12 protein-coding genes are annotated in these 14,728 nt (G+C 72.7%); 10 read left to right on the top strand and 2 right to left on the bottom strand.

Going from position 1 to position 14,728, the window contains the following annotated elements; genetic code table 11:
• Positions 1 to 7: 7 nt before the first annotated feature.
• Positions 8 to 778: a thioesterase II family protein gene (locus B1H29_RS00505; RefSeq protein ID WP_055422250.1), complete on the bottom strand. Its 771-nt coding sequence runs from the start codon at positions 776 to 778 to the stop codon at positions 8 to 10.
• A 664-nt stretch (positions 779 to 1,442) separates the two neighbouring features.
• Entirely contained in the window at positions 1,443 to 3,188 is a 1,746-nt protein-coding gene (locus tag B1H29_RS00510; RefSeq protein WP_055422249.1) for a condensation domain-containing protein, read from the bottom strand.
• 352 nt (positions 3,189 to 3,540) lie between these two features.
• Here B1H29_RS00510 and B1H29_RS00515 point away from each other — a divergent pair, with 352 nt between their 5' ends.
• The 10 genes from B1H29_RS00515 (at position 3,541) to B1H29_RS00560 (ending at position 14,652) form a co-directional block, all read left to right on the top strand.
• Complete coding sequence (locus tag B1H29_RS00515) at positions 3,541 to 4,344, top strand: alpha/beta fold hydrolase (protein WP_055422248.1); 804 nt, start codon at positions 3,541 to 3,543, stop codon at positions 4,342 to 4,344.
• A gap of 65 nt (positions 4,345 to 4,409) precedes the next feature.
• Positions 4,410 to 4,988: an adenylyl-sulfate kinase gene (cysC, locus tag B1H29_RS00520; RefSeq protein ID WP_055422347.1), complete on the top strand. Its 579-nt coding sequence runs from the start codon at positions 4,410 to 4,412 to the stop codon at positions 4,986 to 4,988.
• Complete coding sequence (gene cysD, locus B1H29_RS00525; protein ID WP_055422247.1) at positions 4,985 to 5,917, top strand: sulfate adenylyltransferase subunit CysD; 933 nt, start codon at positions 4,985 to 4,987, stop codon at positions 5,915 to 5,917. The genes cysC and cysD overlap by 4 nt, the downstream gene beginning before the upstream one ends.
• Before the next feature lie 2 nt (positions 5,918 to 5,919).
• Entirely contained in the window at positions 5,920 to 7,344 is a 1,425-nt protein-coding gene (locus tag B1H29_RS00530) for a sulfate adenylyltransferase subunit 1 (RefSeq protein WP_079159916.1), read from the top strand.
• Positions 7,345 to 7,462: 118 nt separating this feature from the next.
• Positions 7,463 to 8,569 carry an aliphatic sulfonate ABC transporter substrate-binding protein gene (locus B1H29_RS00535; protein ID WP_055422245.1) on the top strand — a complete coding sequence of 369 codons (1,107 nt, stop codon included), beginning with the start codon at positions 7,463 to 7,465 and terminating at the stop codon, positions 8,567 to 8,569.
• A gap of 36 nt (positions 8,570 to 8,605) precedes the next feature.
• Positions 8,606 to 9,469: an ABC transporter ATP-binding protein gene (locus B1H29_RS00540; RefSeq protein WP_234393214.1), complete on the top strand. Its 864-nt coding sequence runs from the start codon at positions 8,606 to 8,608 to the stop codon at positions 9,467 to 9,469.
• Positions 9,456 to 10,367, top strand: a complete 912-nt coding sequence (locus B1H29_RS00545) for an ABC transporter permease (protein ID WP_055422244.1) — start codon at positions 9,456 to 9,458, stop codon at positions 10,365 to 10,367. Before B1H29_RS00540 ends, B1H29_RS00545 begins: the two co-directional genes overlap by 14 nt.
• A gap of 230 nt (positions 10,368 to 10,597) precedes the next feature.
• Positions 10,598 to 10,750 carry a hypothetical protein gene (locus B1H29_RS00550; RefSeq protein WP_234393213.1) on the top strand — a complete coding sequence of 51 codons (153 nt, stop codon included), beginning with the start codon at positions 10,598 to 10,600 and terminating at the stop codon, positions 10,748 to 10,750.
• Between the two features lie 77 nt (positions 10,751 to 10,827).
• A complete protein-coding gene (locus B1H29_RS00555) occupies positions 10,828 to 12,606 on the top strand; it encodes an ABC transporter ATP-binding protein (protein WP_055422343.1) in 1,779 nt (592 codons plus the stop codon).
• 108 nt (positions 12,607 to 12,714) lie between these two features.
• Positions 12,715 to 14,652: a multicopper oxidase family protein gene (locus B1H29_RS00560; protein ID WP_055422243.1), complete on the top strand. Its 1,938-nt coding sequence runs from the start codon at positions 12,715 to 12,717 to the stop codon at positions 14,650 to 14,652.
• Positions 14,653 to 14,728: the final 76 nt, after the last annotated feature.

Here is a 14,728-nt window from a genome sequence, read left to right on the forward strand (position 1 = left end):
TTGTCCCTCACAGTTGTCCTCCAGATATGAGCCCAGGTACGCGCCGAGTGCGCCGCACCACGCGGCAGGCGCGCCCGATCAGGCGGGGTGCGTGCGGGCCGCGGACGAAGAAGTGGTCGCCGGGGACGGTGCGCCGGACGAACCGGCCGGTGGTCCAGCGCGCCCAGCCGTCCAGGGCGGCCGCGCCGACGACGGGGTCGTCCCGGCCGTCGACGGCCAGGACGGGCACGGGAAGGAGGCGGTGCGCCGCGTCGGCGAGCGCGGCGGTGCGCAGGGCGGCGGCGAGCAGGAGGTCGTCCCGCAGCACGGGCAGCACGGTGCGGTGCCAGAGGCTGCCGGGAGTGGCGAGGGGGCCGTCCGGCGCTGCGTCGAGGTCGCCGGCGAACCGCAGCAGCCGTTCGTCGCTGAGGTCGTCGTGGCGCAGTGCCGCGGCGTGCGGTGGGGGGCTCGCGCCGACGGCGAGGAGGGCGGGGGCGGGCAGCCCGAGGTCGATGAGCGCCCGGGCCAGGGTGTGGGCGACGATGCCGCCCAGGCTGTGTCCGTACAGTGCGTACGGGCGGCCGTCGGCGGCCTGGCCGGCCAGCGGGCCCAGGAGTGCGTCGAGCAGTTGGCCGTGTGAGGTCGCGCGGGCTTCGCGGCGCCGGGCGCCCCGTCCGGGCAGCAGTACCGGCGCGACGGTCACCCCGGGGCCGGCCGTGGTGCGCCAGTGCGCGAATCCGGACACGCCGGCGCCGGCGTGTGCGAAGCAGTAGAGCGTGAGCGGTGAGCCGTCCCGCATGGTGTCGCACCTCCTCGGTCGCCGTGTGGGAGCGCGTCGGTTGTCCCGAGCCTCGCTGACGTGCCTGGAGCACGGCTCGAATCGGCCACGTGCGGACGCGGTGCCGAAAGACCGCCGGTGCGCCGGCCGCGCCGCGCCGCCGCGCCGCGCCGCCGGGTTCACCCCGTGCGCGTCGACGCGGGGGTGGGGGGGGTGGTGTGTCTCCCGCCGGGACCTGGGCGAGCGCACGCGCGGTCAGGGCCGGTGCGCCGCCCACGTAGGCGGTGGGGTCGAGGAGTCGTTCGCGTTCTTTCGCGGTGTGGTGCGCGGTGACGTCCGGGAGGGTGCCCCGTACGTCCAGCAGGGGGCGCTGTTGCTGGTCGGCGGTGAGCGAGGCCCACGTCAGCAGGTCTTTCGCGCGGGTCCTGCCGAGCGGGGCCGCGCTGCGGATCACGGTGTGGTCGGGGCGCCCGGCGGGGCGAGGGGTGGGACCGTTCGTTGGCGCAGATCCGTTCCAGCACGGACAGGCCGCGCGGTCCGGCTCCCACGACGCCGATGCGGAGGTGCTCCGCGTCCATCACGCGTCCTTCGGTCCGGCGCGGGCGCAGCCGTTCGGTGGCCGGGCCCGTCGAGGGGGCCGGGCGGGGTGTCGCGACGGCGGTGGGTGGTCATGGCCGGGCTCTCCTCAGGTCGGTTCACTGGAAGCGGTCGCCGCGGGTGCCCGGGCCATCCGCACCCGCGGCTCGTCGGCGAGGGCGGCCAGCGCGTCGGCCACGGTCGCCGAGCCGCCCTTCAGGCGGGGCAGTTCGCGCAGCAGCCGGGCGCACTGACCGACGAGTCGGGTCGCGTCGTCGTCGGCGAGTCGGGCGCGGTCGTGGACGGCGGCCAGGACGAGGCCGTCGTCCACGTCCCGGTGGGCGAGCAGGGAGACGGGGAACAGGCCCTGGACGCCGGCCGCGCGGGGCGGTTCGACGCTGATGCCCTGCGCGGCGAGCGCGGAGTGCAGGCCGTCAGAGCGGCGCCGGGTGTTCTCGAAGACGATGAGGCTCTGCGCGAGGCTGTCCTGGGCGCGGCGCCCGCTCCACTGGTGGATCTGCCCGAGCGACACCCACTCGTAGGAGGCCAGGTCCAGGGCGCGGTCGCGCAGTTCGGCCAGCAGCCTGGTCACGGCCGCGGCGGGGTCGACCCGGACGGTCATGGGCAGCGCGTTCATCAGCAGGCCGGGCAGCCGCTCGACGGAGTCGAGGGCGATGCCGCGGCCGGGAACGGTGACGCCGAAGCCCACCAGGGCGGGCCCCGGGGTGCGGGCCGCCCGGTACAGCAGCAGCGCCCACGCGGCCTGCAGCGCGCCGGCCTCGGTGGCCGCGCAGGACGCCGCCCAGGCGCGCAGCCGGTCGGCGTGTGCGGCGCCGAGGCGGGCCTCGGCCCGGCCGGTCCCGTGCAGGCCGGTGTCCGGGCCGGGCGTCGCGGGCAGCACCAGGGCGGTGCCGGGCGGGATGGCCGAGGACCAGAAGTCGCGTGCGGGGGTGGTGTCCTGGGCGGCGAGCCAGTGCGCGTAGTCGCGGATGTCGGGGCGCCGGTCGCCGCCCGGCAGCCGGCCGCCGGCGAGGTAGGCGCGGTGGAACTCCTGGAGCAGGACCGACACGCTCCAGCCGTCCAGCATGACGTGGTGGAAGGTGAGCAGGACGCGGACGCACGCAGGGCCGCCGTCGGCCGGTTCGGGTTCGTCGACGAGGTTGAGCCGCAGCAGGCCCGGGCGGCGCAGGTCGAAGCCGCGCAGCCGGTCACGTTCCCTCAGCTCCTCGAAGTCCACGCCGGCGGCCGGGTGCCGGACGACTTCGATGCCGGCGTGCTCGTGCAGCACCAGGCGCGGTCCGCTCTCCCAGTCGAAGGCGGCGCGCAGGACGGTCTCCCGGTCGGACACCGACTGCCAGGCCGCGGTGAACCGGTCGGTGTCCAGCGGACCGCGCCAGCGCCAGTGCAGTTGCTCCACGTGGCGGCCGGTGCCGCGGTGGGCGAGCGCGTCCAGGAGCAGGGTGTGCTGCTGCGGGGTGACCGGCACGGTCTCCGGTGGTCCCTGGTCCGTGTCGGCGGCACGGCGCACGGCCTGCTCGTCCGCCTCCCGCACCGGTGCCGGGGCGGTGGTGTCCGGCTCCGGGGAGGTCAGCGCCGCCAACGCCGGCCGGTCGGTGCTGCCGTCGGGACGCAGGGGGATGTGCGGCACCCGGTGGAAGCGGGCCGGGACCAGGTGGGAGGGAAGCTGCGACTCCAGGGCGGCACGCAGTTCGGCGAGCGGGGCGCGCGTCACCATGTGTGCGACGATCCGCCGGCCGCCCGGGACGTTTTGGGCCACATGGACGGCCGCGTCCCGCACACCGGGCAGCGACATGAGCGCGGCGTGCACCCGGCCGAGTTCGACCCGGTCGCTCATGTCGGTCTCCCGGTGGTCGGCGGCAGGACGGAACGGGACGGGCCCGGACCACTGTCGCCGCCGGTGCTGCCACAAGACCGACGCGCCGCTGACGGCTGCCCCCGCGCCTCACTTCGTCCCCGCCATGACAGCACCCGCACATCGAGTCCGGCTGTGGCCCGGCTCGTGGGCGGCTCGGGCGGGCGGGCCGGGAGGGACGGCGGGGACGAGGCGGCAGCGGTCGCACGGCTTCGGCGGCCCAGCACGGCGCAGGGGACTCACGACCGGTCCTCGACCCGTGGTCCAGCGAAGCGATCGAGGATGCCGCCAGGCGGGGAGGTGAGAGCACCTCCGTTCGGCGTGAGGAGTACGTATGCGCAAGGTCGTTTCCCGGGACGGCACGACGATCGCTTACGAGAAGACGGGTGACGGCCCGCCGATCGTGCTCCTCAACGGCTCGTTCCGCGACCACACCATCTTCGACGCGCTCGTCCCGGAGCTGGCGCCGCACTGCACCACCTACGTCTACGACCGCCGCGGACGCGGCCAGAGCGGCGACCGCCCCGAGTACGCCGTCGAGCGCGAGATCGAGGATCTCGAGGCGGTGATCCGGGAGGCCGGCGGGCCGGCGGTGGTGTTCGCCGGCTCGTCGGGCGCGAACCTGGCGATCGAGGCGGCGCTCGCCGGTGCCCCGATCTCGAAACTGGCGCTGCACGAGCCGTTCTACCGGGTCGACGGGTTCCCGAAGCCGCCGTGGAACGTCGCCAAGACCCTCCGGGTCCTCATGGAGGAGGACCGTCGCCGGGAAGCGGTCGAGTACTACCTGGGCAGCTTCCTGGGCCTGACCCCGGATACGGTCGCACAGTGGCGCAAGGGCCCCGTCTGGACGGTGAACGAGGCGAACGCCCACACCCTCGCCTACGACCTGGCGATCTGCGGCGACTGCGACGTCCCGGCCGACCGGCTCGCCGGGTACGCCACGCAGACCCTCGTCCTCAACAGCACCGGCACCAGCGACTGGCTGCGGGCGGCGGCACGGGCGACCGCCGCGGCGCTGCCCAACGGGCGGTCGCTGGAGCTGCCCGGTTCCTGGCACCGGATCGACATGGACGTGCTCGGCCGGACCCTGGCCGGGTTCACCCTCGGCCGGGCCCCGGCCGAGTTCGCCACCGTCTGAGAGTCACCCGCCCTGTCACGTCACCTCACGCTCAGGAGGGCATCACCGTGACCACAGCTCACACCCTGGCCGCCGGGGCCACCGCCCGGCCCGTCGCAGCCGCCACCGGTGAGCGCGGCGCCACCGTGTGGCTGACCGGGTTGCCGAGCGCGGGCAAGACCACCCTCGCCCGGGCCGCCGCCGAGCGGCTGCACGCCACGGGCCGCAGGGCCGAGGTGCTCGACGGCGACGAGATCCGCCGGTTCCTGTCCCAGGGGCTGGGGTTCAGCCGCGCGGACCGGCACACCAACGTGCAGCGCATCGGATTCGTGGCCGAACTGCTCGCCCGCAACGGCGTCACGGCGCTGGTCCCGGTCATCGCGCCGTACGCGGACAGCCGGGACGCGGTGCGCGGGCGGCACGAGGCGAACGGCACACAGTACCTGGAGGTGCACGTGGCGACGCCGGTGGAGGTGTGCTCGGCGCGGGACGTGAAGGGCCTGTACGCCAAGCAGGCCGCGGGTGAGCTGACGGGGCTCACCGGGGTGGACGACCCGTACGAGGTGCCGAAGAGGCCGGAGCTGCGGATCAGGACACAGGGCAGGTCGGTGGCCGACACCGCCGCCGAACTGCACTCCTTCCTGAGCGAGAGGGGCCTGGCATGACGGCTCTGGCGCAGCGGCCTCTGGCACAGGTGCCCGTGACCGTCTCGCACCTCGAGGGCCTCGAGTCCGAGGCGGTGCACATCTTCCGTGAGGTGGCGGGTGAGTTCGAGCGGCCGGTGATCCTGTTCTCCGGCGGCAAGGACTCGATCCTGATGCTGCACCTGGCGCTGAAGGCGTTCGCGCCCGCGGCGGTGCCGTTCTCGCTGCTGCACGTGGACACCGGGCACAACTTCCCCGAGGTCCTCGACTACCGCGACCGCACGGTCGACAAGCACGGTCTGCGTCTGCATGTGGCCTCCGTGCAGGACTACATCGACCGCGGTGTGCTCAAGGAGCGTGCGGACGGTACCCGCAATCCGCTGCAGACGCTGCCGCTGACCGAGAAGATCCAGGCGGAGAGGTTCGACGCGGTCTTCGGCGGCGGGCGCCGCGACGAGGAGAAGGCGCGGGCCAAGGAGCGGGTGTTCTCGCTGCGGGACGAGTTCTCCCAGTGGGACCCGCGCCGCCAGCGCCCCGAGCTGTGGAACCTGTACAACGGCCGGCACGCCCCCGGCGAGCACGTGCGGGTCTTCCCGCTGTCCAACTGGACCGAGCTGGACGTGTGGCAGTACATCGCGCGTGAGGGCATCGAGCTGCCGGCGATCTACTACGCCCACGAGCGCGAGGTCTTCGCCCGTGCGGGGATGTGGCTGACCGCGGGTGAGTGGGGCGGGCCGAAGGACGGCGAGAGGGTCGTCAAGCGGCGGGTGCGCTACCGCACGGTCGGTGACATGTCCTGCACCGGCGCCGTCGACTCGGACGCCGACAGCATCGAGAAGGTGATCGCGGAGATCGCCGTCTCCCGGCTCACCGAGCGCGGCGCGACGCGTGCCGACGACAAGATGTCCGAGGCCGCGATGGAAGACCGCAAGCGCGAGGGGTACTTCTAACCATGACCAGCACCACCGAACCCACCGAGCCCATCGAGCCCACCGAACCCACCGAACCCGCCGAGCCCATCGAGCCCGCCGAGCCTGCCGAGGCCGCCGAGGCGTTTTCGGTCTGGCAGTTGTCGGAGACGACCCTGCTGCGGTTCGCCACCGCCGGCTCCGTCGACGACGGCAAGTCCACCCTGGTCGGGCGCCTGCTGCACGACTCCAAGTCGGTCCTCACCGACCAGTTGGAGGCCGTGGAGCGCGCCTCCGCCGGCCGCGGCCAGGACGCCCCGGACCTCGCGCTGCTCACCGACGGCCTGCGGGCCGAACGCGAGCAGGGCATCACCATCGACGTGGCCTACCGCTACTTCGCCACCCCCCGCCGGCGCTTCATCCTGGCCGACACCCCCGGGCACGTGCAGTACACCCGGAACATGGTCACCGGCGCCTCCACGGCCGAGCTGACGGTCATCCTGGTCGACGCCCGCAACGGCGTCGTCGAGCAGACCCGCCGGCACGCCGCGATCGCCGCCCTGCTGCGCGTGCCGCACGTCGTCCTCGCCGTCAACAAGATGGACCTGGTCGACTACCAAGAGCCCGTGTTCGCCGCCATCGCCGAGGAGTTCACGGCCTACGCCCTCGAGCTGGGCGTCCCGGAGGTCACCGCCATCCCGATCTCGGCCCTCGCCGGGGACAACGTGGTGGAGCCGTCCGCGGTCATGGACTGGTACGGCGGCCCGACCGTCCTGGAGCACCTGGAGACCGTCCCGGTCAGCCACGACCTGGCGCACTGCCACGCCCGGCTGCCCGTGCAGTACGTGATCCGCCCGCGCACCGCCGAGCACCCCGACTACCGCGGCTACGCCGGACAGATCGCCGCCGGCACCTTCCGCATCGGCGACGAGGTCACCGTCCTGCCCTCGGGCCGCACCTCGACGGTGTCCGGCATCGACCTGCTCGGCGAGCCCGTCGACGCCGCCTGGACACCGCAGTCGGTCACCCTGCTGCTCGCGGACGACATCGACATCTCGCGCGGCGACCTGATCGTGCCCAGCAAGGACGCCCCGGCCACCAGCCAGGACGTCGAGGCCACCGTCTGCCACGTCGCCGACGCCCCCCTCACCGTGGGCCACCGGGTGCTCCTCAAGCACGGCACCCGCACCGTCAAGGCGATCGTCAAGGACATCCCGGCCCGGCTCACGCTGGACGACCTGTCCCTGCACCCGCACCCCGGGCAGCTCGTCGCCAACGACATCGGCCGCGTCAAGATCCGCACCGCCGAACCGCTGCCCGCCGACTCCTACGCCGACTCCCGCCGCACCGGCTCGTTCATCCTGATCGACCCCAGCGACGGCACCACCCTCACCGCCGGCATGGCCGGCGAGTCGTTCGCCACCCCGGAGCCCGTCAAGCACGAGACCGACGACGGGTGGGACTTCTAAGCATGGGCCCCCTGGGCTCCCCCGGCTTGTCTGCGCGGACGGCCCGGCCACGGCGTGAGCGACGCATCCCACGACTCGGCCGACCGCGGCCGCCGGGCCGACGAGAGGAACACCTCCCGTGCCTGCCACCACCGCCCCGCGCCGCGCCCTGGCGCTCCTTGCCGCCCTGCCGCTGCTGGTCCTCGCCGGCTGCGGATACGGCTCGCAGGCCAAGGACGACGGAGGTGTCCGGATCGCCGCCGGGGCCGAGAAGACCGACGGTCTGGACTCCGTCCGGATCGGCTACTTGGGCAACGTCACGCACGCCACCGCGCTGGTCGGCAACCAGAAGGGCTTCTTCCAGAAGGAACTGGGCGCCACCGAGGCCAGGTACGCGGTCTTCAACGCGGGCCCGTCCGCGATCGAGGCGCTGAACTCCGGCTCGATCGACATCGGCTGGATCGGCCCCTCCCCCGCGGTCAACGGCTATGCCCGGTCCGAGGGCAGGAACCTGCGGATCATCGGCGGGTCGGCCTCCGGCGGGGTGAAGCTGGTGGTGAACCCGGACGAGATCAAGTCCCTGAAGGACGTCAAGGGCAAGCGCATCGCCACCCCTCAGCTCGGCAACACGCAGGACGTCGCGTTCCTCAACTGGATCGCCGAGCAGGGCTGGAAGGTCGACGCGCAGAGCGGCAAGGGCGACGTGACGGTCGTCCGCAGCGACAACAAGGTGACCCCGGGCGCATACGAGTCCGGGTCCGTCGACGGCGCCTGGGTACCGGAGCCGACCGCGTCCCGGCTGGTCGCCCAGGGCGGCACAGTGCTGCTGGACGAGTCGACGCTGTGGCCGGACGAGGAGTTCGTCACCACCAACATCGTCGTGCGCCAGGAGTTCCTCGAGGAGCACCCCAGGGCCGTCGAGGCGGTGCTGAGGGCGTCCGTGGAGTCCAACCGGTGGATCGCGGCCCATCCGGAAGAAGCCAAGGACGCCGCCAACGAGCAGATCCGGAGCGACGTCGGCAAGGCGCTGCCCGCCGACGTGCTCGGCCCGGCGTGGGAGTCGTTCCAGGTGACCGACGACCCGCTGGCCGCCACCCTCGCGGCCCAGGCGGACCACGCCGTGGAGGCGGGCCTGCTGGAGCAGCCCGGCCTCGACGGCATCTACGACCTCACGCTGCTCAACAAGGTCCTCAAGGCCGAGGACCTGCCCGCGGTCGACGACGCCGGGCTCGGCGGTCGGCAGTGAGCCCGGACCACGACCAGGGACCAGGAGGTGACGACCATGGCCACGACCGCGCCCCTCGCCACGGCCGCCGACGCCATCGAGGACGCCGAGACCGTCGACGCCGCCACGGCCACGACCACGACTCTCGCCAAGGCCGGCGAGGACACCGCGGCGGCCACGCACGCCGCCCGGATCGAGCACGTCTCCAAGTCGTTCCCGGGCCCGGCCGGACAACAGCTCGTCCTGGACGACATCACCCTCGACGTCGCACCCGGCGAGTTCGTCACCCTCCTGGGCGCCTCCGGCTGCGGCAAGTCCACCCTGCTGAACCTGGTGGCGGGCCTGGACAAGCCGAGCGCCGGCGCGATCACCACGGACGGGCGGCCGGCCCTGATGTTCCAGGAGCACGCCCTGTTCCCGTGGCTGACCGCGGGCAAGAACATCGAACTCGCCCTGAAGCTGCGCGGCGTGCCCAAGTCCGAGCGCCGCGACAAGGCGGAGGAGCTGCTCGAACTCGTCCGGCTGAAGGGCGCGCACGGCAAGCGGGTGCACGAGCTGTCGGGCGGCATGCGCCAGCGGGTCGCGATGGCCCGGGCACTCGCCCAGGAGAGCAGGGTGCTGCTGATGGACGAGCCGTTCGCGGCGCTGGACGCCATCACGCGAGACGTGCTGCACGACGAACTGACCCGGATCTGGCGCGAGACGAAGCTGTCCGTCCTGTTCGTCACGCACAACGTCCGCGAGGCCGTCCGGCTCGCGGAGCGCGTGGTGCTGCTCTCCTCACGTCCCGGACGCATCGCCCGCCAGTGGACCGTCGGCATCCCGCATCCGCGCCGCATCGAGGACACCGCCGTGGCGGAACTGTCCCTCGAGATCACCGAAGAACTGCGTGGGGAGATCCGCCGCCATGGCCAGCACTGACACGACGCGTCCCGCCAAGGGCCCGGGCGCCGGGGACGGCGGCGACCTCGCCGGCCTCGAGGCGGGCCTGGACGCACTGGAGACGGTGCAGCAGGGCCGCAAGCCCTTCCGGCAGACCCTCGTGGAGAAGATCCTGCCGCCCGCCGCGGCCGTACTCCTGGTCCTCGCGGTATGGCAGGGGCTCGTCACCTTCGAGATCGTCGACGACCCGACCAAACTGCCCGCCCCGTCCGACGTGTGGCACGTCCTGCACCAGGCATGGCTCGAGGGCGAACTGCTCGGCTACATCTGGACCAGCGTCTCGCGCGGCCTGTCCGGCTTCCTGCTGGCCCTCGTGATCGGCACACCACTGGGGCTGCTCGTGGCACGGGTCAGGTTCGTCCGCGCGGCGATCGGCCCGATCCTCTCCGGCCTCCAGTCACTGCCCTCCGTGGCCTGGGTTCCGCCCGCCGTGATCTGGCTCGGCCTGAACAACTCGATGATGTACGCCGTCATCCTCCTCGGCGCCGTACCCTCCATCGCCAACGGCCTGGTTTCCGGCGTCGACCAGATCTCCCCCGTCTTCCTGCGCGCGGGCCGCACACTGGGCGCCACGGGACTGAAGGGCACCTGGCACATCGTCCTGCCGGCCGCGCTGCCCGGCTACGTCGCCGGCCTCAAGCAGGGCTGGGCGTTCTCCTGGCGCTCCCTGATGGCCGCCGAGATCATCGCCTCCTTCCCCGACCTCGGCGTCGGACTCGGCCAGCTCCTCGAGAACGGCCGCAACGCCAGCGACATGGCCATGGTCTTCGAAGCCATCCTGCTGATCCTGACCGTCGGCATCGCCATCGACCTCCTCGTCTTCAGCCCCCTGGAGCGATGGGTCCTGCGCAGCCGCGGCCTGCTGGTGAGGAGCTGAACCGTCCCGTGCTGCACCGTCCGGTCCGCTCCGCCCTGCCCTGCCCGTCATCGCCCACGGCCGCAGGCGCTCGCCGGCTCGGCGCTGCCTCCAGCGGGACTCGACGGATCACCCGCTGATCCTTGAGAGGCGTCCACCAAGGTGGCGGTGAATGGTTGACCGGCGAAACGGAGACCGTCATGCGGGCACGGCGCGCATCCGCCACGAGGGCCATCGGCAGGAGCCTCGGCGTGGGCCTCACATGGATGGGGTTCGGGTGGTACGGCACGCACCCGCCGCACCCCTGGAGCGGGTACGCGATCCCGCCTGCCGAGCAGCCGTGCCTGCCGCCGCTGTCGGAGGAGGAGTTCGTCCGGTGGACGGCTCCGGTCAAGCACCTGTGAGACCGGTCAAGCACCTGTGAGAGGTGACCGCGGCCCGCGGCAACCGACCGTTCACCACCGAGGACAAGGAGAACAGGGTGACCACCACCGGGTCGGCCACTGCGCGTGTTCCCGTGCACAAGCGGCGCATCCTCAAGCTGTTCGTTCCGTACCGCAGGAGCCTGCTGTCCGTCGGGTTCCTGGTCGCGGCGTCCTCCCTGGTCTCCCTGGTCAACCCGTTCCTGATCCGCGAGATCATCGATGTGGCGCTGCCGCAGGGCAGGACCGGACTGCTGTCCCTGCTCGCCCTGGGCATGGTCGTCGTCGCGGTCTCGAACAGCGCGTTCAACGTGTGGCAGACGTATCTGTCCGCCAGGGTCGGCCAGCTCGTCATGCACGATCTGCGCACCGCCGTCTACTCCCATCTGCAGCGGATGTCGCTGGCCTTCTTCACCCGGACGCGTACCGGTGAGGTCCAGTCGCGGATCGCCAACGACATCGGCGGGATGCAGGTGACCGTGACGACCACCGCGACGGCGCTGGTGTCGGACGTGACCACCGTCATCACCACGGTCACCGCCATGGCCCTGCTCGACTGGCGGCTCACGCTGGCGTCGCTGGTCGTCCTGCCGGGCTTCGTCTGGGTGAGCCGCCACGTCGGGGACGAACTGCGCGTGCTCACCCGGGCGCGGCAGCGCCAGTTCGCCGACCTGTCGTCGAACGTGCAGGAGTCGCTGTCGGTCAGCGGCATCATGCTCGGTCACACCATGGGCCGTTCGCGTTCGCTGAGCGACGCGTTCGCCGGTCAGTCCCGCAAGCTCACCGACATCGAGGTGCGCGCGAGTACGGCGGGCCTGTGGTACCAGTCCACGATCTGGGTCGTCATGGCGGCCATGCCCGCGGTGATCTACTGGGTGGCGGGGCTGACCGGCAGCGGCGGCCGGATGTCCATCTCCATCGGCGCGCTGGTCGCCTTCGCCACCCTCCAGCAGATCCTGTTCCGGCCGGCGCAGCGGCTGCTGACCATCGGTCTGGACATCCAGAGTTCACTGGAGTTGTTCGGGCGTATCTTCGAGTACCTCGACCTGCCCGTCGACGTGGCCGAGCCGGAGCGGCCGGTGGTTCCGGCGAGTCTGCGGGGCGAGGTGCGGCTGCGCGGGGTCGGGTTCCGCTACGCGGGCGCCCAGCGGCCGACGCTGGACGGTGTCGAGGTGACCGTTCCCGCCGGGCACAGCCTCGCCGTCGTCGGGGAGACCGGGTCGGGCAAGACCACGCTGAGCTATCTCATACCGCGTCTGTACGACGCGACGTCCGGCACCGTGACGATCGACGGCGTCGACGTGCGCGACCTGTCGTTCGACACGCTCGCCGCCGCCGTCGGTGTCGTCTCCCAGGAGACCTACCTCTTCCACGCGTCGGTCGCCGACAACCTGAGGTTCGCCAAGCCCGACGCGAGTGACGAGGAGCTGGTCGCGGCGGCGCGGGTGGCGCACATCCACGACTACCTGATGTCGCTGCCCGACGGCTACGACACGGTGGTCGGCGAGCGCGGATACCGGTTCTCCGGCGGGGAGAAGCAGCGGCTGGCCATCGCCCGCGCCATCCTGCGCGACCCGCCCGTGCTGGTGCTCGACGAGGCCACCAGCGCGCTGGACACCCAGACCGAGCGGTCCGTCCAGAAGGCCATCGACGCGGCGAGCGCGGGCCGCACCACCATCACGGTCGCACACCGGCTGTCGACCGTCCGCAACGCCGACGAGATCCTCGTCCTGGAGCAGGGGCGCGTCGCCGAGCGGGGCACGCACGACGAGCTGCTCGCCCTCGGCGGCCACTACGCCACGCTGGTGCGCCGGGACACCGAGATGGCGGCCGTGTAGGCGGCGGGCCGCGCGGCCCGCCGGGGCGGCCGGGGCGGCCGGTGAACGGCCGTGCCGTGCAGCGGTCTTCGAGCGGATCTGGAGGGGTCATTGCCTACGATCCGGCGCATGGAGACTGCGTCTGCCGAAATACCCAGCTCGCCCGGGATCAACCGGCGCACCCTGCTGCGGGGCGGTGCCGTGGCCGGCCTGGGCGCGCTCGTGCCGTCGTCCTCCGTCTTCGCCGTCCCGGGCGGGGCGGCGTCCGAAGGTGCCGAGCCGTCGGCGGACGGGCTGCTGCTGACCAAGTTCAGGGATCCGCTGCGTACGCCGCCGGTGCTGCGTCCGCGTGGGCGCGGCGGGCACGACGAACTGACCGTGCGCCTGCGCACCGCCGACGTCACCGTGCACTCGGAGCTGGCGCCGGTGCGGATGTGGACGTACGAGGGCAGCTACCCCGGGCCGACGATCGAGACGGTCCGCGGCCGCCGGCTGCGGGTCGTCTGGGAGAACCACCTGACGGGGAACATGCCGGTCACCGCCGTCGAGTTCGGCCGGCCCGGCGGTCCCATGCCCGACCCGCTGTCCAACTATCCCGGCACCGAGGGCTGCCGGGAGGTGCCCGGGGTGGCGGACCTGGGGCCGTGGGCGGCGGTGCACCTGCACGGCATGCTGACCGGCGGCGGCAACGACGGCTGGATGGAGAACCTCGTCGGTCCGGGCGAGGAGCAACTGTCGGCGTACCCGAACGACCAGGCCGCGACCATGCTCTGGTACCACGACCACACCCACCACGTCAGCCGCTTCAGCGTGTACGCCGGTCTGGCGGGCCTGTTCGTCTGCCGCGACGCGCAGGAGCGTGCGCTGGGCCTGCCCCGGGGCGGCCACGAGGTGCCGCTGGTCCTCAGTGACCGCAACTTCGCGCTGGACGGATCGGGGGCCCTCACCGGACGCCTGGTCCACAAGGTGGAGATGGTCAACGCGAAGCTCATGCGTGCGCACGCGGCCCCCTACACCCTGGTCAACGGTGTGGTCTGGCCCTACCTGGAGGTCCAGCCGCGCTGGTACCGGTTCCGGATCGTCAACACGGCCAACTCCCGGATCTACCGGCTGATGCTGCTGGCCGACGGCCGGCCCGTCCCCGGGGCCTTCCAGGTGATCGGCAGCGACCAGGGGCTGATCGACAGGCCGCTGCCGGTCGAGGGGGCGCTCAACCTCTCCCCCGGTGAGCGCGCCGACGTGCTGGTCGACTTCAGTGCGTTCCGCGGCCGGTCCGTCAAGCTGGTCAACACGATGGAGGGCGTTGTGCCCGGCGGCTCCAGCACCCGGCACGACCTGCTGGAGCCCGACGTGATGCAGTTCCGCGTGGCCGGCCGCGGATCCGCCGGCCGGTTCACGCCGCCCGGGAGACTCTCGCCCGCCTTCAGACGGTCCACGCACCACGACCTGCCGCACGGCGGCCGGCCCCGGTGGGTGGTGCTGGTCGGGCCGGGCTCGGCCAACGTGCCCGAACTGTGGGAGATGGAGGAGGTGGAGCGGGCCGACGCGGAGGGGATCGCGTTCCCGTCCGCCGGGGTCGTCCAGGTCGAGGACGCCGAGGGCACGGTCACGACGCTGCGCCGGACGGCCATGCGCTACGACGACGGCAACGCGTTCACCGTGGCGCACCGGGGTGTGGAGATCTGGAAGTACCTCAACCTCGCCGCCGCTCCGCACCCCATGCACATCCACCTGGCCCACTTCCAGGTGCTGTCCCGCGAGAACTACGACGTGACCGGCTTCGACCGGGTCGTGCGCGGCTCCGCCAGGCCGGTCGCGTTCCTGGGGGCGGCGGAGCTGGAACCGCACGAGCTCGGGGAGAAGGACACCGTCAGGGTGGGTACGGCCGGCCAGATCATCCCCGGTCCGAACGGCACCCCGGGCGAGCTGGTCACCGTGGCGGTCCGTTTCCCCGTCGTCGGCAGGGGGGTCCACCACTGTCACATGCTGGAGCACGAGCAGCACATGGTGCGCCCGCTCGTGGTCGGCCCGGCCGCCCACCGGCCCGCGGGCGGCGGTCACCACTGACGCGGCGAGTGCCCGCGGCGGTGGTCGGCGCGGGCACTCGAGGGGGCGGCCCGGGGGTGTCCGGGCGGGGTCGTGC

The organism is Streptomyces pactum, assembly GCF_002005225.1.
GTDB lineage: Bacteria > Actinomycetota > Actinomycetes > Streptomycetales > Streptomycetaceae > Streptomyces > Streptomyces pactum_A.